A 23,515-nucleotide genomic window follows, 5' to 3' on the forward strand; every position below is an offset into this window, starting at 1 on the left:
GTGATAGCCGGTATTCTTTTCGATGGCTGGCGCCGTATGCGCGGCGGCAAGGGAAAACTGAAGTTCCGTCTTGACCGAAGTCTGTCCAACCTGCCGGACGAGGACACCAGCGCTGAGCTGTTGGGCCCGGCCCGCGTGCTGGACACGCATAAAGAACCGCAGCTGGACGAACACGATTTGCCGTCGGTGAGCATGCCGGCCCGCGAAGCACGCGAGCCTCGCGATTCCGGCAACAAACGTGGCAAGCGTGGCAGCAAGGGTTCGGCGCAGGGCGACTTGAACCTCGATCTGGATCTGGATGACGGCCCGAGTTTCAGCAGCCGTGACGATGATTTCGCCGACGACAGCAAGCCTGCACCGGCCGTGGTCGAAAAAGATCAGCCGCAAGCTGAAGAAGTTTTGGTGATCAGCGTGATCTGCCGCGACGCCGCCGGCTTCAAAGGCCCGGCGCTGTTGCAGAACATTCTGGAAAGCGGTCTGCGTTTTGGTGAGATGGATATTTTCCACCGTCACGAAAGCATGGCCGGCAACGGTGAAGTGCTGTTCTCCATGGCCAACGCGGTCAAACCGGGCATTTTTGATCTGGACGACATCGACCATTTCAGCACCCCGGCGGTGAGCTTCTTCCTCGGCCTGCCAGGCCCGCGTCATCCGAAGCAAGCCTTCGACGTGATGGTCGCCGCAGCCCGCAAGCTGTCACAGGAGCTAAACGGCGAGCTGAAAGATGACCAGCGCAGCGTGCTGACCGCGCAGACGATCGAGCACTACCGTCAGCGCATCGTTGAATTCGAACGCCGCGCATTGACCCAGAAGCGCTAAGGCCAGATCAAAAGATCGCAGCCTTCGGCAGCTCCTACAGAGGATCGCGATCCTGTAGGAGCTGTCGAGTGCAACGAGGCTGCGATCTTTTAAGGATGAAACTGGAGCAGCCTCGGCTGCTCTTTTGCTTTATGAGAGAACACCCATGACCGCCGCCAAAAACCGCATTCTCGAGCTGCGCGCTGAACTCGATCAGCACAACTACCGTTACCACGTCCTCGACGAGCCGAGCATTCCGGACGCCGAGTACGACCGGTTGTTCAGGGAGCTAAAGAGCCTGGAGGAGGAGAATCCGGAGTTTCATAGCGCGGACTCACCAACCCAGCGAGTTGGTAGCGTGGTTAGCTCAGATTTTGCAAAAGTTCGGCACGACGTCCCAATGCTGAGCCTGGATAACGCATTTACCGAAGCGGACCTCGTCGACTTTGACAGGCGTGTAGGAAAAGGGCTGGGTCTGACTTCTGGGGATTTATTTGGCCCAGGAGAAATAGAATACAGCTGTGAACCAAAACTTGATGGCTTGGCAATCAGCTTGCTCTATGTCGACGGGAAGTTGACTCGTGGTGCTACGCGCGGGGATGGAGCAGTCGGCGAAGATGTGACCTCCAACGTGCGGGTCGTTCGCAGTATCCCACTTAAACTGAGTGGTGAAGGTTGGCCGCGAATATTAGAAGTGCGTGGCGAAGTATTCATGACCAAAGCAGGGCTGGATAAGCTAAATGAAGCGCAGGCAGAAGCCGGTGCGAAAATTTTTGCAAACCCGCGTAATGCTGCTGCCGGCAGTTTGCGACAATTAGATTCCAGTATTACGGCAAAGCGCCCGTTGCAGTTCTGTAGTTACGGCGTCGGACATGTTGAAGGTGTGCTGCCGGGAAAATACACAGACATACTTTTATCTCTGCAGAAGTGGGGCATCCCTATAAGTCACGAACGAACCGTGGCTCATGGCATTAAGCAGTGCCTGGCATACTATGAAGATATAGGGCGTCGCAGAAGTTCGCTCCCGTATGATATTGATGGCGTGGTGTTCAAGGTTAATGAAATTTCGCTACAGAAAATTCTTGATTTCAGTGCGCGAGTTCCGCGTTGGGCAATTGCTCAAAAATTCCCTGCGATTGAAGAGTTAACGACTCTTTTGAATATCGAGTTTCAAGTTGGGCGTACGGGAGCTGTGACTCCTGTTGCTAGATTGCAACCCGTGAAAGTCGGCGGCGTAGTCGTTTCAAATGCGACATTGCACAATATGACTCAAGTTGAAAAGCTTGACTTGAAAATCGGTGATGTCGTTACGGTCAGGCGCGCGGGTGATGTAATCCCGCAAGTGATTGGAGTCACGTTGGAACGGCGTCCTGAGGATGCTGTTCCTGTAGTTATTCCCAAGGTTTGTCCTGTTTGTGGGGCCAAGGTTGAAAGAACCAAACTGGTCAGACATACCAAGACAGGTAAGATTTTTACTGAGGGCGCAATCTATCGTTGCGTCGCAGGATTGGACTGTGCCGCACAGCTAAAACAATCAATTGTTCATTTTGTTTCACGCAAAGCCATGAACATTGATGGTCTGGGAGAAAAAATAGTAGAACAACTGGTTGATGAAGGGCTGGTCTCTTCTCCTGCGGACTTATATCTCATCGAATTTGATCAGGTTGTAGATTTGGAGGGGTTTGCTCAACTGTCCAGCAGCAACCTTCTGGAATCGATTAAGAAAAGCAAAAATCCCTCCTTGGCTCGATTTATCTATGCTTTAGGCATTCCTAATGTCGGGGAGGAAACCGCTAAGGTTCTGGCTCGTTCACTTGGTTCGCTGGATCGAATCATTCAGGCGTTACCTGAGGTTCTAACTTATCTCCCTGATATTGGATATGAGGCCGCGGACGATATTCATGGTTACTTCCTCGATAAGCGAAATGCTTCGGTGGTTGAGCAGTTGCGCAAGGAATTAGTTATTGATGAGCCGGGTGAGTTGCACGGAGAGTTGGCATCGAGTGTTTCTTTAGCGAGTTTGATAGAGAAACTGCATATAAGCTCTATTGGGGCTACTGCTGCAAAAAAGCTTGATAAGAAATTTTCTGGAGAACTGGGCGGTTTGCTGGAGGCCGATTGGCTGCTGCTTGGAACTGTTCTCACGTCTGCGCAGGTTAAAAATGTTCGTGCGTTCTTTGAAGAGGACGAGAACAAGAGTAAAGCGCTCGCAATTGAAAGTCAGTTGCGGGAATTTGGTATGCATTGGGCTTTGTTGAAAAAAGAAGTCACTGCGCTGGCTGAAAGCGGAAAAACTTGGGTGTTGACTGGAACACTGGAGTTTATGAGTAGAGAAGTTGCCAAGGAATATTTGGAAAAATTAGGTGCAAAGGTTTCTGGCTCCGTATCGGCTAAAACCTATCGTGTAGTGGCGGGTACGGGGGCGGGATCTAAACTGACCAAGGCAAACGAGCTGGGTGTGCAAGTAATGGACGAAGAAAACTTCATCTCCTTCCTCAAAGACCATGGCCTTCAGGTCTGACACAAAACTCTGTGGCGAGGGGATTTATCCCCGTTCGGCGACGCAGTCGTCGCAAAACCAGACAACGCGGTACACCTGATTAACCGCGTCGTATGGATTTGGGGTCGCTTCGCAACCCATCGGGGATAAATCCCCTCGCCACAATGGTGTTATCACTTGGTTGCACTGTTATTGATCGTTCCCACGCTCCCGCGTGGGAATGCCGCCCCGGACGCTCCGCGTCCGCTGTGACGCAGAGCGTCACTGGATGCATTCCCACGCAGAGCGTGGGAACGATCATCGCGCCAGAATGATCTAGTCTCTGCAAGCCCCAGGGAGAGATCGCCATGCACCGTTTTTTCGAGCAACTGAGTTCTCGCATCATCGCGCCGTTCATGGGCGAATCTTCGCGCAACAGCAAAGTCTGGCCGTGCCGCTGCGGCCAGTCGCTGTTCTTTCGCAACAGCCAGTGCCTGGCCTGCAATGCCTTGCTCGGATACCAGCCGGAAGAAAGCCGCATCACCTCCCTGTCGCCCGGTGTGGAGAGCGGCACCTGGACGCTGGATGCTGATCCCGACGCAGGCCTGTTTCGCCGCTGCGCCAACCTCGACACGCCCGCCGCGTGCAACTGGCTGCTGCCGGCCAACGTCGACGATGCCTTGTGCGTCGCCTGTAGCCTCAATCGCACCATCCCCGACCTGTCCGACCCGGAAAATCCCGAACGCTGGCGCAAGGTCGAAATCGCCAAGCGCCGCCTCGTCGCGCAACTGATCACTCTTGGCTTGCAGGTCATCCCGAAAACCGTGGATGAAGACAGCGGCCTCGCTTTCGATTTCATCGGCGTCGACCTCGAAGGCAACGCGCCGATGACCGGCCACGCGAACGGCCTGATCACCCTCGACATCAAAGAAGCCGACGACGCCCACCGCGAGCGGGTGAGGGCGCAGATGCACGAACCGTATCGCACGCTGCTCGGGCATTTTCGGCATGAGGTCGGGCACTACTATTGGGATCGGCTGATCGCCAACGGCCCGTGGCTCGATTCATTCCGTAACCTGTTCGGCGACGAGCGCGCCAGTTACGCCGAGGCGCTCGATCGTCATTACCAACAAGGCGCGCCACTCGACTGGCCGCTGCACTACGTGAGCGCCTACGCGACCATGCACCCGTGGGAAGACTGGGCGGAAACCTGGGCGCATTACCTGCACATGATGGACGCGGTGGACACGGCGCTGGGTTTTGGCATGAGCGCGCGGGAAATGGATTTCGATTACCAGCCGTTTCCGAGCAGCACGCTGTACGACCCGCAACATCCCGGTGGCGAGGCGTTCCTGGCGTTTGTTAATGCATGGATCGAGTTGGCCGGCATGCTCAATGAATTGTCACGCAGCATGGGCCAGCCGGATTTTTACCCGTTCGTGCTGCCGGCGGCTGCGATTGCCAAGCTGCACTTTATTCATCTGGTGATCCAGCAGGCGGGCGGCAGGGCAGACGAGGTGCTGGCCCTCTAACGTCAAAAGATCGCAGCCTTCGGCAGCTCCTACAGGTGAATGCGGATCCATGTGGGCACTGCCACAGGCTGCGATCTTTATGTCCTTGAACCAGTTCATTTTTTTAATCTGGATAGAACGGTTGTAACTTCGTCTCAGATAGGTACAATGGCGCGGCTCGCCGACAGGCAAGCGTCGTTATGGTGACCCCATCGGTCCCCCCGCAACGATTACCCGTGAACCTGGTCAGAGCCGGAAGGCAGCAGCCACAGCGGGAACATTGTGTGCCGGGGTGTGGCTGGTGGGGTCGCCACCTTAACGAACAATCGAACGCTTCAACCAGAACTGCATGGGTTTCACCCACTGCGGTTTTTTTTGTGTCTGCGATTAAGCGGTTCACACAGATCCCTTGTAGGAGTGAGCCTGCTCGCGATGGCGTCCTGTCTGCTATAAATGTGTTGGCTGATACACCGCCATCGCGAGCAGGCTCACTCCTACAGGGGTTAGCGATCGCTCTCAGGGTGGCCGGTGTAAAGCCGGATAATCTCATCAATCTCCCCCGACATTTTCATCCGCAACAACGTGCGCAAGATCCGCTGCACCGGCACCTTCGGGTCATTTCTCACATAACAACCGACCTTCTGCTCTTGCAACACCGCCACCGCTTGCAATTGCTTTTCCGGCGTCAGGCGCTGATTGAACCAGTCCAGCGTCCACTGATTGCTCACCGCATAGCGATAACGCCCGGCCAGCAACTTCTCCAAAACCTGCTCCTGATTGCGCGCATCTTCGCGGTGCAAGCGATCGGTATCAAACAGCGGTTGCAGGGTAGGGTAGATGTAACCAAGCACAGTGCCGATGGATTGGCGGGGCAAGGTGGCAGGGTTAATGCTGACGGGCTGATCCTTGCGACTGACCAACAGATCACGCTGAAACAACAGCGGCAGACTCCAGATGTAATCCCCCGACTGATTCGGCAGCCACGACTGTGCGGCATAGCAGCGAACATCAATCTCGCCGTGCTCCATGGCGCTCTGCACCCGGGCGCGCGGCAGCACGTGAAATTCGGCCGGCGCACCGACCTGGGTGGCGAGGCTGAGCATGATGTCGTAGAGGATGCCCTGGGTCGGGCGGCCGCGTTCGTATTGCACCATCGGCATCGCCCAACTGTCGGGCATGGCAAAGCGCAGCGTTGGCTCTGCGGCCGTCACGTTCAGGCTGAATCCCAGCAGTGCCCCCACGGCCCAACGCATAAACGCTCCGGTAATTTCCTGTCCTGAGCCGATAAAAGCCTCTGCTGATGGAGCTTAGCCACATTAGACGAGGACATCGGATGCAATTTTGCCCTTGCTCCGCTAGCATTAGCCGCTTCTGCTTCCTTCGCTGCGACGGTTTTCGATGAGTTATCAGGTTCTTGCACGTAAATGGCGTCCGCGCTCGTTCCGCGAAATGGTCGGCCAGACCCATGTGCTCAAAGCTCTGATCAATGCCTTGGACAGCCAGCGGCTGCACCACGCGTACCTGTTTACCGGGACGCGCGGGGTGGGTAAAACCACGATTGCGCGGATCATTGCCAAATGCCTGAACTGTGAGACAGGTATCACTTCCAGCCCGTGCGGCGAGTGCTCGGTGTGCCGTGAAATCGACGAGGGCCGCTTTGTCGACCTGATCGAGATCGACGCCGCGAGCCGCACCAAGGTCGAAGACACCCGCGAGTTGCTCGACAACGTGCAGTACGCGCCGAGCCGTGGGCGCTTCAAGGTCTACCTGATCGACGAAGTGCACATGCTCTCCAGCCATTCCTTCAATGCGCTGCTGAAAACCCTCGAAGAGCCGCCGCCGTACGTCAAGTTCATCCTGGCGACCACCGACCCGCAGAAACTTCCAGCAACGATTTTGTCGCGCTGCCTTCAGTTCTCGCTGAAGAACATGACGCCGGAGCGCGTGGTCGAGCATTTGACCCACGTGCTGACCGCCGAAAACGTGCCGTTCGAAGACGACGCGCTGTGGCTGCTCGGTCGCGCCGCTGACGGTTCGATGCGTGACGCCATGAGCCTGACCGATCAGGCCATTGCTTTCGGTGAAGGCAAGGTGCTCGCCACCGACGTGCGGGCGATGCTCGGCACGCTGGATCACGGTCAGGTCTTTGACGTTCTGCATTCGTTGATTGAAGGCGATGCCAAGGCTCTGCTTGAAGCGGTGCGCCACCTGGCCGAGCAGGGCCCTGACTGGAACGGCGTGCTCTCGGAAATTCTCAACGTGCTGCACCGCGTCGCTATCGCTCAAGCGCTGCCGGAAGGCGTCGACAATGGGCATGGCGATCGCGATCGCGTGTTGGCGCTGGCGCAAGCCTTGCCGGCCGAAGACGTGCAGTTCTATTACCAGATGGGCCTGATCGGCCGCCGCGATTTGCCGCTGGCGCCGGATCCGCGCGGCGGTTTCGAAATGGTGCTGCTGCGAATGCTGGCCTTCCGGCCGGCTGATACGGCGGACGCCCCGAGGCAACCGCTAAAGCCAGTTGGGATCAGCCAGGCCACAGTTGATTCCGCAAATTCAGTGGCTGCCGCGCCTAAACCTGCGCCGGTGGTTGCTGCGGCTGTTGCCCCGACGCCGGCTCCTGTAGCTGCACCTGCGCCGGCTCCAGAGCCTGCGCCGGTTGCTCCAGTTGCTCCAGTTGCCGAGCCAGAGCCAACGCCCGTCGTCGCCGAAGCCGTTGTCGATCTGCCGTGGAACGATCCGGTAGAAGCCGAGGCCGAGCCAGAACCCGAGCCAGCTCAGCAACCTGCCGTCGAGCCCATGCTGGAAACCGCCGCCGAGCAACCCGAGTTGCCGCCGATGCCGTTGCCGACCCCGGACAGCGTCGTTCCTGACGCACCAGAGTGGGCCGCCGCGCCAATTCCAGAGCCGTCAGTCGCCGACGTCGATGCCGCCACGCCGGGCACCGACATGGACGACGAGCCGCCGCTGGACGAGGATTACATCGAGCCGGACATGGACTCGGCGTACAGCTACCTCGACGAACTGGCCAGCGAACACGCTGCCGATCCAGAGCCGGAACCCGAACCTGAGCCCGCAGCGGCGCCGGCCACCGGTCTGGCCTTGCAATGGCTTGAGCTGTTCCCGAAACTGCCGATCTCCGGCATGACCGGCAGCATCGCCGCCAACTGTACGTTGATCGCGGTTGATGGCGATCATTGGCTGATGCACCTCGATCCGGCGCACAGCGCACTGTTCAACGCCACGCAGCAGCGGCGTCTGAACGATGCGTTGAACCAGTTCCACGGTCGCACGCTGACGCTGACCATCGAGCTGATCAAACCCGAGCAGGAGACCCCGGCTCAGGCCGCCTCCCGTCGCCGGGCCAACCGTCAGCGCGAAGCGGAGGAGTCGATTCATGGCGATCCGTTCATCCAGCAGATGGTTCAGCAGTTTGGCGCGGTGGTGCGACACGATACTATTGAACCTGTCGATGCCTTGGTCGCCCAAGGCTAATAACTGAAGGTGCCCGGCCTCCATGGCCGGGCGCTGTTTTGATCCAAGTACTTTTGAGGTGATTCCCATGATGAAAGGTGGCATGGCCGGCCTGATGAAGCAGGCGCAGCAGATGCAGGAAAAGATGGCCAAGATGCAGGAAGAACTGGCCAACGCCGAAGTCACCGGTAAGGCCGGCGGCGATATGGTCACCGTGGTGATGACCGGTCGTCACGACCTCAAGCGCGTCAGCATCGACCCGACCCTGCTGCCGGGTCTGGACGAAGACGACCGTGAAGTGATCGAAGACCTGGTCGCCGCCGCCGTCAACGACGCCGTGCGCAAGATCGAAGCCAGCAGCCAGGAAAAAATGGGCGGCATGACCGCCGGCATGAACCTGCCTGCGGGTATGAAACTGCCATTCTGATTCGCCAACCGGCGGCAGATGAGCTACACAAAATGCCAGGCATTGCGCCTGGCATTTTTGTTTCTGCCTCATTAACACCGCACCCTGTAGGAGCTGTCGAGTGAAACGAGGCTGCGATCTTTTGATCCTGTTGTTTTCACAAGCAAGATCAAAAGATCGCAGCGTGCCGCAGCTCCTACATGAATGTCGTACGAAACATCGAACACCCCACCGCCTCAACGGTCTGCTCCCTATACCCGCTGAATTCATCATTCACAGGAGACGCTGACATGTCCGACCCTCTTACCCTCAATCAACGCTTCGTCCTCGCCTCGCGTCCGGTTGGCGCGCCGACCCCGGAAAACTTCCGCCTCGAACGCGAAGCGCTGCCCGATCTGCAGGACGGCCAGATACTGCTGAAAACCCTCTACCTGTCCCTCGACCCCTACATGCGTGGGCGCATGAGTGACGCACCGTCCTACGCCGCGCCCGTTGAAATCGGCGAGGTGATGACCGGTGGCGCTGTCAGTCGCGTCGAAGACTCGCGTCATCCGAAGTTTCATAAGGGTGATCTGGTGGTCGGTGCCACAGGCTGGCAAAGCCACAGCATCAGCGATGGCCGCAACATCATCCCGATCCCGTCCGGGTTGCCGAGCCCGTCGATGGCCCTCGGTGTGCTGGGCATGCCCGGCATGACCGCGTACATGGGCCTGATGGACATCGGTCAGCCGAAAGAAGGCGAGACCCTCGTCGTCGCTGCCGCGTCCGGTGCTGTCGGTTCGGTGGTCGGCCAGGTGGCGAAGATCAAAGGCCTGCGCGCGGTCGGTGTCGCCGGTGGTGCCGAGAAGTGCAAATACGTGGTCGAGGAGTTGGGCTTCGACGCCTGCATCGATCACAAGGCTGACGACTTCGCCGAGCAACTGGCCAAAGCTTGCCCGAATGGCATCGACATCTATTACGAAAACGTCGGCGGTCACGTATTCGACGCGGTCGTGCCGTTGCTCAACCCCAAAGCGCGCATCCCGCTGTGCGGCCTGATCGCCGGTTACAACGCCTCTGAAGCCCCGAAAGGCCCGGATCGTCTGCCGATGCTGCAGCGTACGTTGCTGACCAAACGCGTACGCATTCAGGGTTTCATCGTGTTTGATGACTACGGCGATCGTCAGCCGGAATTCATCAGTGCGATGGTGCCGTGGGTGCGCGATGGCAAGGTGAAATTCCGCGAAGACGTGGTCGATGGCCTGGAGCAGGCGCCGGAAGCGTTTATCGGTCTGCTGGAGGGTCGCAACTTCGGCAAACTGGTGGTGCGGGTCGCCCAGGACTGAGTATTTGACGCTGGCCAGAGGCGCGGGTATAAACCGCGTCTCGTTGTTTTGTCGGACTTTTTACCCATGAGCTTCAGCCCTTTGATTCGCCAACTGATCGACGCCCTGCGCACCTTGCCCGGCGTGGGTCAGAAAACCGCCCAGCGCATGGCGTTGCAGATGCTTGAGCGTGATCGCAGCGGCGGTCTGCGTCTGGCTCAGGCCTTGAGCCAAGCCATGGAAGGGGTCGGTCACTGCCGCCAGTGCCGCACGCTGACCGAAGACGATCTGTGCCCGCAATGCGCCGACACCCGTCGCGACGACACGTTGCTGTGCGTGGTCGAAGGGCCGATGGATGTCTATGCGGTCGAGCAGACGGGCTTTCGTGGCCGCTATTTTGTGCTCAAGGGGCATTTGTCGCCGCTGGACGGGCTCGGGCCTGAGGCGATCGGTATTCCGCAACTGATGGCGCGGATTGAAGAGGCGGGGACGTTTGCTGAAGTGATCCTTGCGACCAATCCTACGGTTGAGGGTGAAGCCACGGCGCATTACATCGCGCAGTTGTTGCAGCACAAAGGCCTGATCGCTTCGCGGATTGCCCACGGCGTGCCGTTGGGTGGTGAGTTGGAACTGGTGGATGGCGGCACGCTGGCGCATTCGTTTGCCGGGCGGAAACCGATTTCCCTCTGATAAAAATCAAAAGATCGCAGCCTTCGGCAGCTCCTACAGGGAACCGCATTCCAGTGTAGGAGCTGCCGCAGGCTGCGATCTTTTGCTCTTCTGTATCTTGTAAACCAAGCAAGCGCTCGGTTAAGTTCGGCGAACCCTTCCGTGGAGCTCGCCCATGCCTGCCTTTCAGGAATACTTCGACCCAAGCCATCAATTAGTCCGCGACAGCGTCAGACGTTTCGTCGAACGCGAGATCCTGCCGGACGTTGACCAGTGGGAAGAAGCCGAAAGCTTCCCCCGTGAGCTGTACCTGAAGGCTGGTGCCGCCGGCATCCTCGGCATCGGCTATCCGGAAGCGCTCGGTGGCAGCCATGAAGGCGATCTGTTCGCCAAGGTCGCCGCCAGTGAGGAGTTGATGCGCTGTGGCTCTGGTGGCCTGGTAGCGGGGCTCGGCTCGCTCGATATCGGTCTGCCACCGATCGTCAAATGGGCTCGCCCTGAAGTGCGAGATCGCGTCGTGCCACAAGTGCTCAGCGGCGAAAAGATCAGCGCCTTGGCAGTTACCGAGCCCGGTGGCGGCTCTGACGTCGCCAACCTGCAAACCCGCGCCGTGCGTGACGGCGACGTCTATCGGGTCAGCGGCAGCAAAACCTTTATAACCAGTGGCGTGCGCGCGGATTTCTACACCGTCGCGGTGCGCACCGGCGCGCCAGGCTTCGGTGGCATCAGCCTGTTGATGATCGAGAAGGGCACACCCGGTTTCACCGTGGGCCGTCAGTTGAAGAAAATGGGCTGGTGGGCGTCGGACACGGCTGAATTGTTCTTCGACGATTGCCGGGTGCCTGTAGGAAATCTGATCGGCGCCGAGAACATGGGCTTCGCCTGCATCATGGGCAATTTTCAGAGCGAACGCCTGGCCTTGGCGCTGATGGCCAACATGACCGCGCAACTGGCGCTGGAAGAAAGCCTGAAGTGGGCGCGCGAGCGGGAAGCCTTTGGCAAACCGATTGGCAAGTTTCAGGTGATCAAACATCGACTGGCCGAAATGGCCACAGCGCTGGAGGTGTCGCGCGAATTCACCTACCGGCAAGCGGCGAAAATGGCGGCGGGGCAGAGTGTGATCAAAGAGATTTCCATGGCGAAGAACTTTGCCACGGACACCTCGGATCGGATTACCACGGAGGCGGTGCAGATTCTTGGTGGGCTTGGGTATATGCGCGAGAGTCTGGTGGAGCGGCTGTATCGGGATAACCGCATCTTGTCGATTGGCGGCGGGACGCGGGAAGTGATGAACGAGATCATCAGCAAGCAGATGGGGCTTTAAAGTCAAAAGATCGCAGCCTTCGGCAGCTCCTACAGGGAAACGCACATCCCAATGTAGGAGCTGCCGAAGGCTGCGATCTTTTGCTCTTGATTACTTGTCAGTCAACGCAAACTGCGTCAGGCAGAAGGTCGGGATGCCCATGTCCTGCAGACGCTGCGAACCTTGCAGCTCCGGCAGGTCAATAATCGCCGCCGCCTCATGCACCCGCGCGCCCATGCGACGAATCAGGTTGGCCGCCGCAATCAGCGTGCCGCCGGTGGCGATCAAATCATCAAACATCACCACCGAATCGCCTTCGCACAGGCTATCAGCGTGTACTTCCAGAAACGCTTCGCCGTATTCGGTTGCGTAACCTTCAGCGAGCACGTCCGCCGGCAGTTTGCCTTGCTTGCGGAACAGCACCAGCGGCTTGTTCAACTGATAGGCCAAAACCGAACCGATCAGAAAACCACGCGCATCCATCGCGCCGATGTGGGTGAAATCGGCTTCCACGTAGCGGTGGGCGAAGCTGTCCATCACCAGGCGCAGGGCCGTGGGCGATTGGAACAGCGGGGTGATGTCGCGAAAAATCACGCCTGGTTTCGGGAAGTCGATCACGGGGCGGATCAGGGATTTGATGTCGAAGGAGTCGAAGACCATCGTCGAGGTGTCCTGGCAGGGCTGCAAACGGCGCAGTATACCCGCGGCTGAAACGCTTCGCTCAACCGCGGATCGAGATCAGCCTTCTAACGAACCACCGGCCAGCGCGCAGAGCTGGATCGGGTCGAGGATGTGAATCTCCTTGCCCTCGGCGGCGATCAGCTGGTTTTGCTGGAAGCGGGTGAACACGCGGGACACGGTTTCCACCGCCAGACCCAAGTAGTTACCGATTTCGTTACGCGACATTGCAAGGCGGAATTGATTGGCCGAAAAGCCGCGAGCGCGGAAGCGTGCGGACAGGTTGACCAAGAAGGTGGCGATGCGCTCGTCGGCGGTTTTCTTCGACAGCAGCAACATCATTTGCTGGTCGTCGCGGATTTCGCGGCTCATCACGCGCATCAACTGACGGCGCAACTGCGGCAATTGCAGGGCCAGTTCGTCGAGGCGTTCAAAGGGAATTTCGCAGACCGAGGTGGTTTCCAGTGCCTGGGCGGACACCGGGTGTTTCTCGGTGTCCATGCCGGACAGGCCAACCAGCTCGCTTGGCAAGTGGAACCCGGTCAGTTGTTCTTCGCCGGAATCGCTCAGGCTGAAGGTCTTCAGGGCGCCGGAGCGTACTGCAAAAACGGAATCGAATGTGTCGCCCTGGCGGAACAGGAACTCACCCTTTTTCAACGGGCGGCCACGTTTAACGATCTCGTCCAGCGCATCCATGTCTTCCAGATTCAGAGAAAGTGGCAGGCAGAGAGGGGCCAGGCTGCAATCCTTGCAATGAGCCTGGTTATGAGCGCGCAGTTTAACTGGCTCGGACATTTCTTTAATCCTTGTGGGAAAACACACATAAGACGTAAGGGTAACCCACAAGAGGACGTTCAGGCCAGTGCGTGGCGCGTCTGGCCTGCTGGCAAAGTGTCGCTGTCCGGACTGGTTCATTTTGGTGGGCGCTCAAATCACCCGGGAAAAACGCTGGCGGTTTTGCTGCTCCAGGTAAGCGTCAAACACCATGCACACCGAACGCACCAGCAAGCGTCCCGCCGGCAGAATCTCGATGCGGTCACGATCCAGAGTGATCAAGCCATCGTTGGCCATGCCTTGCAGTTGTGGCCATAGCGCGCCGAAGTAACCCTGAAAATCGATGTTGAATTGCTGCTCGATCTCGGCGAAATCCAGACTGAAGTTGCAGATGAGTTGCTGAATCACCGCGCGTCGTAGCCGATCATCGGCGTTGCACACCAGACCACGGCTGGTCGCCAGTTGCGCGGCGGCGAGGCTGTTCTGGTATTCGTTCAGATCGCTGCTGTTCTGGCAGTACAGGTCGCCAATCTGGCTGATCGCCGAAACCCCCAGACCAATCAAATCGCAATGGCCGTGGGTGGTGTAGCCCTGGAAGTTGCGTTGCAGGGTTTCCTCTTCCTGAGCAATCGCCAGTTCGTCATCGGGCAGGGCGAAATGATCCATGCCGATGTAGCGGTAACCGGCGGCGATCAATTGTTCGGTGGTGCGCTGAAACATCTCCAGTTTCTGCGCCGGGCTCGGCAATTCGCTGGTGTTGATCCGCCGCTGCGGCATAAAGCGTTCCGGCAGGTGCGCATAGTTGAACACCGAGAGCCGATCCGGTTGCAGGCTGATGACTTCCTCGACGGTGCGGGCGAAGTTGTCCGGGGTCTGTTTGGGCAGTCCGTAAATCAGGTCGATGTTGATCGAGCGAAATTGCAGGGTGCGCGCCGCATCGATCACCGCGCGGGTTTCTTCCAGACTTTGCAGGCGATTGACCGCGCGTTGTACGGCCGGATCGAGGTCTTGCAGGCCGATGCTGACGCGATTGAAACCGAGTTCCCGCAGCAGGCCCATGGTCGACCAGTCGGCTTCGCGCGGATCGATTTCGATGCCGTAATCGCCGGAATCGTCATCCAGCAGATTGAAATGCTTGCGCAGGTGCGCCATCAACTGACGCAGTTCATCGTGGCTGAGAAAGGTCGGGGTGCCGCCGCCGAAGTGCAGTTGCTCGACTTTTTGTGCGGGGTCGAGGTGGCAGGCGATCAACTGGATTTCCTGCTCCAGACGTTGCAGGTACGGCAGGGCGCGGCCGCGATCCTTGGTGATGACCTTGTTGCAGGCGCAGTAGTAGCAAATGTTCGCGCAGAACGGCACGTGCACATACAGCGACAACGGGCGCAGGGCCTTGCGGCTGTCGCGCAGAGCGTGAAACAGATCGAACGAGCCGACCTGACTGTGAAATTGCACGGCCGTCGGATACGAGGTGTAGCGCGGTCCCGCGAGATCGTAACGGCGAATCAGATCAGAGTCCCAACGAATGGCGTCGAGCATGCGGGCATTCCCCCGAATAGGCTGGCAGTGTGGGGGGAGTCTATCGGGGTGCGGCGATGAGGCACTTGATTTGCATCAACCGCAGGAGATCAAAAGATCGCAGCCTTCGGCAGCTCCTACTTTGGAATGTGTAACTCTGTAGGAGCTGCCGAAGGCTGCGATCTTTTGATCTTAATGCCCCATGAGCCAATGTTGATGCGGGCCGGGCAGGGTCCAGACGCCGAAAAGGATGACCAGCAAACCACCCGTCATGCGCACGCTGCGCTTGCGCAACAGCGCAGTGACGCGCTCTGCCGCGAGGCCCGTGCCGAGCAAAACCGGCCACGTCCCCAAGCCAAACGCGAGCATCAACAACGCACTGTCCAGCGCATTGCCCTGACTCGCCGACCACAGCAACGTGCTGTAAACCAGTCCACACGGCAGCCAGCCCCACAATGCGCCGAGCAACAACGCACGCGGCACACTCGACACGGGCAACAAACGGTTAGCCACTGGCTGAATGTGCCGCCACAACCCGCGTCCGAGGCTTTCGATCCGCGTCAGCCCGCTCCACCAACCGGCCAGGTACAAACCCATGGCGATCAACAACAACCCGGCCAGTACGCGCATGAACATTGCCGCAGGACTGTTGGCAACCGCCCAGCCCGCCAGACCGATCAACAATCCAGCCGTGGCATAACTGAGAATCCGTCCGAGGTTATACGCCAGCAGCAGACGAAAACGCCGGCTGCGTTGCTCTTTGGGAATCGCCAGGGTCAGCGCGCCCATCAAGCCGCCGCACATGCCCAGGCAATGGCCACCACCAAGCAAGCCGAGGATCAGCGCCGAGACCAGCAGTGGCGCCAGTTCAAGCATGGGGTGGGGCCTTGTCGTCCGGTTTGGTCGCGTTGACTTCGTCGACGGCAGCGGTGTGTTGCGGATCCTGATCGTCGAACAGGATGCTGTGGGCCGGGCCGTCGAGGTCGTCGTACTGACCGCTGTCCACCGCCCAGAAGAAAATGTAAACGGCGATGGCCACGATCAGCAGTGCGGCGGGGATCATCACGTAGAGAGCTGGCATCTGTACTCCATGCCCGCGCGGCTCAGGCCGGCAGCGGGCGGGTTTCCGAACGAGTGCTGGCGTGCGGCGAACCCGGCAGGCGAGTCAGGCGCAAAGCGTTGAGCACCACGGTCAACGAACTGATCGACATGCCGACCGCGGCCCACACCGGCGTGATCCAGCCGAGGGCGGCGAACGGCAACATGAGGCCATTGTACAGCGCCGCCCACAGCAGATTCTCGATGATTACCCGACGGGTGCGCCGCGCCAACGTGAAGGCCTGAACCAGCGCGTCGAGGCGATTGGACAGCAGCACCGCATCGGCGCTGGTTTTCGCCAGATCGGTGGCCGAGCCCATCGCCACACTGATGTCAGCCGCCGCCAGTACCGGCACGTCATTGACGCCGTCGCCAAGCATCAGCACCTTGCGACCTTCCTTGTGCAACCGTTGCAAGACTTGCAGTTTGTCGTCAGGACGCAAACCACCACGGGCCTCGTCGATGCCCAATTCGGCGGCGACGCTGGCGACCATCGGCGAGCTGTCGCCAGACAACAGCAACGTGCGCCAGCCGCGCGCCTTGCACGCCGCGACCAGGGCGGGGGCGTCATCGCGCAAGCGGTCATCGAGGACGAACCACGCCAACGGCCCCTGAGCGTCGCCCAGCAGCAGCCATTGGCCTGCTTCGTCCGGCATCCTCGATACTGCCGCGCCGCTGAGGGCGCAGACAAATTGCGCCTGACCGATGCGCAAACGTTGTTCGCCGACCAAACCTTCGAGGCCGAGCCCCGGTGTGCTGTGAACTTCCTCTGCCGCCAGCGGTGCGCGACCGAAAGCCCGGGCAATCGGGTGTTCTGAACGGTTTTCCAGCGCGGCGGCGAGGCTCAGGCATTGCTCGCTGTCCAGTGCGCCGAGCGGGCGGATCGAACGTAATACCAAGCGGCCCTCGGTGAGGGTGCCGGTCTTGTCGAAAATCACCGTGTCGATCTGATTCAGGCCTTCCAGCACATGGCCGCGCGTCAACAGCAAACCGAGTTTGTGCAGGGTGCCGGTGGCGGCGGTGAGGGCGGTCGGCGTCGCCAGCGACAGCGCGCACGGGCAGGTCGCGACGAGCATGGCGAGGACGATCCAGAACGCTCGCGAGGAATCCAGCTCCCACCAGAGCAGGCCGATGACGGCAGCGGCGATCAGCGACAGCAACAGGAACCATTGCGCGGCGCGGTCGGCGATTTCTGCCAGTCGTGGTTTTTCCGCTTGGGCGCGGTCGAGCAGGCGGACGATGGCGCTCAGGCGCGTGTCTTGCCCCAGCGCCTGTACTTCAACCGTCAGCGCCCCTTCGACATTAAGGGTGCCGGCGGTGACCGCATCGCCCAGCGTGCGCGGTTGCGGCAGGTATTCGCCGGTGAGCAGCGATTCGTCGATGCTTGATTGGCCATCAATGATCTTGCCGTCAGCCGGGAGGATCGATCCGGCTTGCACCAGAATCTTGTCGCCCGTGCGCAGCTCGCTGAGCAAAATGCGCTCGCTCTGGCCGCTACCGTCCAGACGCAGGCACGACGCGGGCAACAGATTGACCAGTTGGGCCGTGGCAGCGGCGGTACGCTCGCGGGCGCGGCGTTCCAGATAACGCCCGGCGAGCAGGAACAACGCAAACATACCGACCGCATCGAAGTACAACTCACCGACCCCGGTGATTGCCGTCCAGATCCCGGCGATGTAGGCGCTGCCGATGGCCAGCGACACCGAGACGTCCATGGTCAGGTGGCGGGTGCGCAAATCACGCATTGCGCCTTTGAAGAACGGCGCGCAGCTGTAGAAGACGATCGGCGTGGTGAGGAACAGCGCGACCCAGCGCAGAATCGTGTGCAGCTCAGGGCTGAGGTCAATATTGAATTCCGGCCAGGTGGCCATCGTCGCCATCATTGCCTGAAACCACAGCAATCCAGCGACGCCGAGCTGGCGCAGGGCGAGACGGTTTTCGCTGACCAGTTGTTCGCTGGCGCGGTCGGCCTGATACGGGTGGGCGGCGTAACCGATGTGACGCAGTTCGGCGAGGACCTGGCTCAGCGGCAACTGCGCGTCGGCCCAGCTCACGTGCAGGCGATGGTTGGACAGGTTCAGCCGTGCTTCGGCCACGGCAGGCAGGGTGCGCAGATGTTTCTCGATCAGCCAGCCGCAGGCGGCGCAACTGATGCCTTCCATCAATAACGTGGTTTCGGCCAGATCGCCTGCATGGCGCACGAACGGTTGTTGCACGTCGGCGCGGTCGTACAGCGCCAGTTCGTCGGTCAGTTGCACCGGCAGCGCTTCGGGGTTGGCCGAGGCTTCGCTGCGATGCTGGTAATAACTGTCGAGGCCGCCGGCAACGATGGCTTCGGCCACGGCCTGGCAGCCCGGGCAGCAGAATTCGCGGGATTCCCCGAGTACGACAGCGGTGAAGCGGCTGCCCGACGGAACGGGCAGGGCGCAGTGGTAGCAGGGGAGTGGGCTGGTCATGGCACTTGTTCCGATGATCGTTCCCACGCTCCGCGTGGGAATACCTCCCCGGACGCTCCGCGTCCGCTTCGGCTGGGACGCGGAGCGTCCTTGGCTGCGTTCCCACGCAGAGCGTGGGAACGATCAGGCACAGGAGTTGTTTATTTTTTCAGGTCTTCGGCGCCCTGGAGGGGTTCATCACCCAGCAGCAGATCCTTGTCGTGGCTGACCAGTTCTTCTTCGAACATGCGCCACACGTGGTCATCCTGACTGCCGAGCAACTCAACAAAACGACGCCCTTCAACCTTGTCGTTCAGTTGCCCGAGGTAACGGCCGGTTTCAGATTCGCTGCGAGTCAGGACGATCTTGCGATCCTTCTCCGGCTGGGTCGGCGAGATCAGGTTCAGTTCCAGCGTCTTCGGCTGACTGTCACCGCTCAAACGCAGATCAACTTCACCCGTGACGCCATCCAGATGCACGTTGGCGCGCATCTTCAGGTTCTGCGCGAGCAACTCACGATCCAGCGAACGGTTGATGCCTTTGCCGGCCTCGTAGTAGTTGTCGTTCACCAGGTTGTCCGGGTTGTTTACCGCGATGGTCACCATGGACAAGGTCAGGGTCACCGAGCAGGCCAGAATCCCGATGATGATCCATGGCCAGAGGTGCTTGTACCAAGGGCTTGCGGCGTTTGCTGCGGGCATGTTCAGTTCTCTCAACGGATTTGTGGGCCGATGAATCGGCTCTTGGCTTCAACGTGGACGCTGTTGTCATCGGCATCCTTGAGGATGAATTTCACCTCGTTGGTGCTCGATGGCAGTTGTTCGGGGGCGCTCGACAGTTCGACCGGCATGCTGAAAATTTCCCCGGCCGGCACCTTGATCTCGCGTTTGCCTTGCAGGCGCAGATCCGGCAGACCGCTGGCTTCCAGCACATAGGTGTGGTCGCGCTGATCCTTGTTCATGATCTTCAGGCTGTAGACGTTTTCGATCCGGCCTTCAGCATTCTCGCGGTACAGCACGCGATCCTTGCTGACGTCGAAACCAACCAGCGAGCGCATGAAGAACGCGGTCACCAACAGGCTGATCATCGCCAGCAACACCACGGCATAGCCGATCAGGCGCGGTCGCAGTTTATGGGTTTTCTGCCCGGACAGGTTGTGCTCGGTGGTGTAACTGATGAGGCCGCGCGGATAATTCATCTTGTCCATGATGCTGTCGCAGGCGTCGATGCACGCGGCGCAACCGATGCACTCGATCTGCAGACCGTCGCGAATGTCGATGCCGGTCGGGCAGACCTGAACGCACATGGTGCAGTCGATGCAATCACCGAGGCCCTGCGCCTTGTAGTCGATGCCTTTTTTACGCGGGCCACGGCTTTCACCCCGGCGCGGATCGTAGGAAACAATCAGCGTGTCTTTATCGAACATCACGCTCTGGAAGCGCGCATACGGACACATGTAGATGCACACTTGCTCGCGCAACCAACCGGCGTTGCCGTAGGTGGCGAGGGTGAAGAAACCGACCCAGAAGTACGACCAGCCATCGGCCTGGCCGGTGAAGAATTCAAAAACCAGTTCGCGGATTGGCGAGAAGTAACCGACAAAGGTCATGCCAGTGACAAAACCAATCAGCAGCCACATCGCGTGTTTCGCGGCTTTGCGCAGCAGTTTGTTGGCGCTCATCGGCGCCTTGTCGAGTTTGATGCGCTGGTTGCGGTCGCCTTCGGTGACCTTCTCGCACCACATAAAAATCCACGTCCACACGCTTTGCGGACAGGTATAACCGCACCAGACGCGACCGGCGTACACGGTTATAAAGAACAGGCCGAACGCGGCAATGATCAACAGGCCGGACAGCAGAATGAAATCCTGCGGCCAGAAGGTAGCGCCGAAGATGAAGAATTTGCGCTCGGGCAGGTTCCACCACACCGCCTGATGGCCGCCCCAATTCAGCCAGACCGTACCGAAATACAGCAGAAACAGCGCGGCGCCGCCCATCATCCGCAGGTTGCGGAACAGGCCGGTGAAAGCGCGGGTGTAGATTTTTTCTCGTGAGGCGTAAAGGTCAACGCTGTTGTTCGCGTTTTTGCTTGGTGGTGTGACGTCGTGTACCGGAATCTGGTTGCTCATCATTGCATCCCACGGCAGTGGAAAAATGCCTCGGTCGATACGTGCCAACCGCGGTCAAAAGGGGGTATTGCAGTGGCGCAATGATACGCCTGTCGCTCTGGCTCAAGGGTGCGACCTTTGGTCGCGTTGGGGGAAGAGCGTGAATGGTGTAGCGATTGCAGCAAAGCATGATGCAGGTCAATTGACTATAGACGATGGCTGTTGCCGGTATCGTGACAGCTGAGGAGGGCAGTGCAGGCACTGCCCCGTTTTCACTCACCGATCAAGGCAGTCGGCCACCGCCGAGGCTGTCGAGGCCACCGCTGCCACGTTTTTTATCAATCTCGTTTTCGTCGTCAATCGAGCGTTTTTTTCTGTTCAGGTCTTCGGAGCCAGTCAGTGGCGCGGGAGCACTGTCCACGGTCGAAAGTTCGGAATTCAGGGTTTTGTCTGGTTCGGTCATTACTCAGCATCCTTGTCTGATTAATTGAGGGGTATCGCATGGCGGTACTTCTGAAGAACTCAGACGTTATCGCGTGTCGGGCAACGTGCCTATCGAATTTCAATTGCCAAATATGAGCGGGCGACTCGCCATCACGGTAAAGCCGTGCACCGCCGTGGTTGCTGCGAGCGCAGGGTGATGGTGGCATTGACCGGCAGGATCCGCACATTCAAGACTTGCGTTCTTGGGGGCATCAAGAAGAACTAAAAGCGCAAGTCTGCTTTTTGTTGTTTCAGGGGGTGGCAGACATAAAAGTTATTAATGTTATTCGTACTTAAGGTTTTCACTGGCGTGTGCTTGCAGTAGTTTTATTGAAGTGGCCAGTCAGGCTTTTAATTCAATAAGCTCATACGAGAAGGATCTCTCATGCAACAAGTCAAGTTGTGGCGGTGCAGTGTTTTAACGTTTTTGCTGATGGCAGTAACGATTGGGGCTCAAGCTGATGAACGTTCCCCCAATCGGCTGATTTTTACATCTGATCCTCAATTCCCATGGACTGAAAGTTCCGATAATGGTGGGGAAGAATCGGCGTCGGATCGTGACAAGCGCTCTCGCTGGCTGATAGAAACCCAATACTCGGATGTTGCCAGTTACCGAAAGTTTTTCAACCGGGAGTTGCGGCCGATTCCGGTCATGATCAATGGTGACTTGACGGCGTTCGGCCACAGCGGGCAACGCTCCACTACCAAGGAGATTCTGGAGAAGCACCTGGGGGGTGATTACGATTACGGTCTTGGTAATCATGATTACGAAAACAATATCAATGATTGCAGTGTTCCGGAGAATAACTGTGCTGCCGGCAGCATTTCGGATATGAAGGATAAGTATTGGGGGAAGGTCGATACGTTTGATCTTGCAGCGCGAGTTATTAAAGGCAGGAAGACATTCTATGGCAGTCTCGCTTACTCAAAAAACTATGGTGACGTGCACCTGGTGCAGTTGAATAATGAGCCGACCTATACGGTGTCGTTCTCTTCCGGTTTTCCTCTGTTTAAAGTTGATTATGATATAACGAGTGCGCTCGATTGGCTTGAGCGGGATTTGAAAGCTGCTCGTGCGCAAGACAAGATCATTCTTTTAAATCTGCACAAGCCCAGTGGATGGGCGGGTAGCAGCGAGCAGGTCGATCGGTTCAAAGCGATGATTGCTAAATATGCGGTAACTGCCGTGTTTGCCGGGCACTTGCACACTCGACCGGGTTATTACTCCTACTACAGCCATCAAAACTTCGGCGATGTGCCGGTCTACCTCAGTGGCGGTGCATCAAATTGGACTTACCTGATCGCCGAGTTTGCCGATGATCGCAAGAAGCTGAACGTGTTTCAGGTCAACGGTAACAATTGGCCGCGGCGTGAGCTGATCGATACCATCGAGGTCTTAAAGTAAAGCGAGGCCGGCAACAAAAAGGCCCCGCCAATTCACATTGGCGGGGCCGTTTTTTGTTTCAAGCGTTGGCCTTACTCGGCGTTCGCTTCCGGGGCTTTTTCACCGTGGGACAAGCTGTAAACGTACGCGGCCAGCAAGTGAACCTTGTCGTTCCCTTGCAGCTGTTCCTGCGCAGGCATCTGGCCCTGACGGCCGTAACGGATGGTCTGCTGCAATTGCGCGAAGCTCGAGCCGTAGATGAACGCGGCCGGGTGAGTCAGGTTAGGTGCGCCCATCGCTGGCGTACCTTTGCCTTCCGGGCCGTGGCACGCCACGCAGTTGCCGGCGAACAGTTTCTGGCCGTTGGCGACATCCGCTTTGGTGCCTTCCGGCAGCTTGCGACCATCGAGGTTGCTCACCACGAACGCGGCAACGTCAGCAACGCCTTGCTCGCCGATCACTTCAGCCCAGGCCGGCATCACTGCGTGACGACCGCCCATGATGGTGGTCTTGATGGTTTCCGGCTCGCCGCCCCAGCGCCAGTCGGCGTCGGTCAGGTTCGGGAAACCGTAAGCGCCCTTGGCGTCGGAACCGTGGCACACCGAGCAGTTGGAGGCGAACAGACGGCCCCCCATTTTCAGTGCTTGCGGATCCTTGGCGACTTCTTCGATCGGCATGGCGGCGAACTTGGCGAAGATCGGACCGAACTTGGCGTCCGAGCGGGCCATTTCCTTTTCCCACTCGTGCACGCCGGTCCAGCCGGTCTGGCCGTTGGCGAACGCGGTCTGCTTGTCGTTATCGAGGTAGTTGTACCCCGGCAGCAGGCCTTTCCAGTTGCCCAGACCCGGGTACAGCACCAGGTAGCCCAAGGCAAAAATGATGGTGCCGACGAACAGCATGAACCACCATTTTGGCAGCGGATTATCGTACTCCTCGATCCCGTCGAAGGAGTGCCCGACCGTCTCTTCCGTCTGCTCGCTGCGCTGGCCCTTGCGGGTCGACAGCAGCAGCCAGGTCAGGGAAAAGATCGTACCGAGACTGAGGACTGTGACGTACAGACTCCAGAATGTAGTCATTCTTTGTTACTCATAGAAGATTGC

At 58.7% G+C, this 23,515-nt stretch carries 20 protein-coding genes and 1 other RNA gene; 10 read left to right on the plus strand and 11 right to left on the minus strand.

All coding sequences use genetic code 11. The features are described from left to right. The 4 genes from zipA to ffs form a co-directional block, all read left to right on the plus strand. The coding region (gene zipA, locus ACIP66_RS24850; RefSeq protein ID WP_400651631.1) for a cell division protein ZipA at nt 1–819 on the plus strand (819 nt) is incomplete at its 5' end. A 145-nt stretch (nt 820–964) separates the two neighbouring features. Next, the gene (gene ligA, locus ACIP66_RS24855; protein WP_400651634.1) at nt 965–3,319 is read left to right on the plus strand and encodes an NAD-dependent DNA ligase LigA; all 2,355 of its coding nucleotides are present in this window, start codon (nt 965–967) and stop codon (nt 3,317–3,319) included. A gap of 326 nt (nt 3,320–3,645) precedes the next feature. After that, nucleotides 3,646–4,809: a putative zinc-binding metallopeptidase gene (locus tag ACIP66_RS24860; protein WP_400651637.1), complete on the plus strand. Its 1,164-nt coding sequence runs from the start codon at nt 3,646–3,648 to the stop codon at nt 4,807–4,809. Between the two features lie 189 nt (nt 4,810–4,998). After that, nucleotides 4,999–5,095, plus strand: an RNA gene (ffs, locus tag ACIP66_RS24865) — signal recognition particle sRNA small type. Between the two features lie 196 nt (nt 5,096–5,291). Here ffs and ACIP66_RS24870 read toward each other — a convergent pair. Then, nucleotides 5,292–6,041 carry a substrate-binding periplasmic protein gene (locus tag ACIP66_RS24870; RefSeq protein ID WP_400651639.1) on the minus strand — a complete coding sequence of 250 codons (750 nt, stop codon included), beginning with the start codon at nt 6,039–6,041 and terminating at the stop codon, nt 5,292–5,294. A 145-nt stretch (nt 6,042–6,186) separates the two neighbouring features. Between ACIP66_RS24870 and dnaX the strand changes: the two genes are divergently transcribed. The 5 genes from dnaX to ACIP66_RS24895 all read left to right on the plus strand — a co-directional run bounded on the left by dnaX (nt 6,187) and on the right by ACIP66_RS24895 (nt 11,962). Next, nucleotides 6,187–8,280 carry a DNA polymerase III subunit gamma/tau gene (dnaX, locus tag ACIP66_RS24875; protein WP_400651640.1) on the plus strand — a complete coding sequence of 698 codons (2,094 nt, stop codon included), beginning with the start codon at nt 6,187–6,189 and terminating at the stop codon, nt 8,278–8,280. A 67-nt stretch (nt 8,281–8,347) separates the two neighbouring features. After that, nucleotides 8,348–8,686: a YbaB/EbfC family nucleoid-associated protein gene (locus ACIP66_RS24880; protein ID WP_053118768.1), complete on the plus strand. Its 339-nt coding sequence runs from the start codon at nt 8,348–8,350 to the stop codon at nt 8,684–8,686. A gap of 269 nt (nt 8,687–8,955) precedes the next feature. Further along, the gene (locus ACIP66_RS24885; protein WP_212550409.1) at nt 8,956–9,990 is read left to right on the plus strand and encodes an NADP-dependent oxidoreductase; all 1,035 of its coding nucleotides are present in this window, start codon (nt 8,956–8,958) and stop codon (nt 9,988–9,990) included. 66 nt (nt 9,991–10,056) lie between these two features. Further along, nucleotides 10,057–10,659 (plus strand): recombination mediator RecR, encoded by a 603-nt coding sequence (recR, locus tag ACIP66_RS24890; protein ID WP_400651643.1) that lies wholly within the window; start codon nt 10,057–10,059, stop codon nt 10,657–10,659. A 154-nt stretch (nt 10,660–10,813) separates the two neighbouring features. Next, a complete protein-coding gene (locus ACIP66_RS24895; protein ID WP_400651646.1) occupies nt 10,814–11,962 on the plus strand; it encodes an acyl-CoA dehydrogenase family protein in 1,149 nt (382 codons plus the stop codon). 90 nt (nt 11,963–12,052) lie between these two features. Here ACIP66_RS24895 and ACIP66_RS24900 read toward each other — a convergent pair whose 3' ends face one another. The 9 genes from ACIP66_RS24900 to ACIP66_RS24940 all read right to left on the minus strand — a co-directional run bounded on the left by ACIP66_RS24900 (nt 12,053) and on the right by ACIP66_RS24940 (nt 21,011). Next, nucleotides 12,053–12,601 carry an adenine phosphoribosyltransferase gene (locus ACIP66_RS24900; RefSeq protein WP_024012326.1) on the minus strand — a complete coding sequence of 183 codons (549 nt, stop codon included), beginning with the start codon at nt 12,599–12,601 and terminating at the stop codon, nt 12,053–12,055. A 78-nt stretch (nt 12,602–12,679) separates the two neighbouring features. Next, nucleotides 12,680–13,414, minus strand: a complete 735-nt coding sequence (gene fnr / locus ACIP66_RS24905) for a fumarate/nitrate reduction transcriptional regulator Fnr (protein WP_053118774.1) — start codon at nt 13,412–13,414, stop codon at nt 12,680–12,682. A gap of 132 nt (nt 13,415–13,546) precedes the next feature. Further along, nucleotides 13,547–14,929, minus strand: a complete 1,383-nt coding sequence (gene hemN / locus ACIP66_RS24910; protein WP_400651649.1) for an oxygen-independent coproporphyrinogen III oxidase — start codon at nt 14,927–14,929, stop codon at nt 13,547–13,549. Nucleotides 14,930–15,100: 171 nt separating this feature from the next. Then, on the minus strand, nt 15,101–15,784 hold the full coding sequence (locus ACIP66_RS24915) for a sulfite exporter TauE/SafE family protein (RefSeq protein ID WP_400651651.1): 684 nt from the start codon (nt 15,782–15,784) through the stop codon (nt 15,101–15,103). Next, nucleotides 15,777–15,989, minus strand: a complete 213-nt coding sequence (gene ccoS / locus ACIP66_RS24920; RefSeq protein WP_053118779.1) for a cbb3-type cytochrome oxidase assembly protein CcoS — start codon at nt 15,987–15,989, stop codon at nt 15,777–15,779. The genes ACIP66_RS24915 and ccoS overlap by 8 nt, the downstream gene beginning before the upstream one ends. A gap of 22 nt (nt 15,990–16,011) precedes the next feature. Next, complete coding sequence (locus tag ACIP66_RS24925; protein ID WP_400651653.1) at nt 16,012–18,462, minus strand: heavy metal translocating P-type ATPase; 2,451 nt, start codon at nt 18,460–18,462, stop codon at nt 16,012–16,014. A gap of 140 nt (nt 18,463–18,602) precedes the next feature. After that, nucleotides 18,603–19,142: a FixH family protein gene (locus ACIP66_RS24930; protein ID WP_212544359.1), complete on the minus strand. Its 540-nt coding sequence runs from the start codon at nt 19,140–19,142 to the stop codon at nt 18,603–18,605. 11 nt (nt 19,143–19,153) lie between these two features. Next, nucleotides 19,154–20,569: a cytochrome c oxidase accessory protein CcoG gene (gene ccoG / locus ACIP66_RS24935; protein ID WP_053118785.1), complete on the minus strand. Its 1,416-nt coding sequence runs from the start codon at nt 20,567–20,569 to the stop codon at nt 19,154–19,156. A gap of 262 nt (nt 20,570–20,831) precedes the next feature. Continuing rightward, nucleotides 20,832–21,011, minus strand: a complete 180-nt coding sequence (locus tag ACIP66_RS24940) for a hypothetical protein (RefSeq protein ID WP_053118786.1) — start codon at nt 21,009–21,011, stop codon at nt 20,832–20,834. Nucleotides 21,012–21,416: 405 nt separating this feature from the next. Between ACIP66_RS24940 and ACIP66_RS24945 the strand changes: the two genes are divergently transcribed. Beyond that, on the plus strand, nt 21,417–22,436 hold the full coding sequence (locus ACIP66_RS24945; protein ID WP_400651655.1) for a metallophosphoesterase family protein: 1,020 nt from the start codon (nt 21,417–21,419) through the stop codon (nt 22,434–22,436). A 71-nt stretch (nt 22,437–22,507) separates the two neighbouring features. On the opposite strand, the gene ccoP is transcribed toward ACIP66_RS24945, so the two are convergent. After that, complete coding sequence (ccoP, locus tag ACIP66_RS24950; protein ID WP_053118790.1) at nt 22,508–23,491, minus strand: cytochrome-c oxidase, cbb3-type subunit III; 984 nt, start codon at nt 23,489–23,491, stop codon at nt 22,508–22,510. Nucleotides 23,492–23,515 lie beyond the last annotated feature (24 nt).

Source organism: Pseudomonas sp. NPDC088429 (assembly GCF_044753305.1).
In the GTDB taxonomy this organism is placed as follows: Bacteria; Pseudomonadota; Gammaproteobacteria; order Pseudomonadales; family Pseudomonadaceae; genus Aquipseudomonas; species Aquipseudomonas rustica.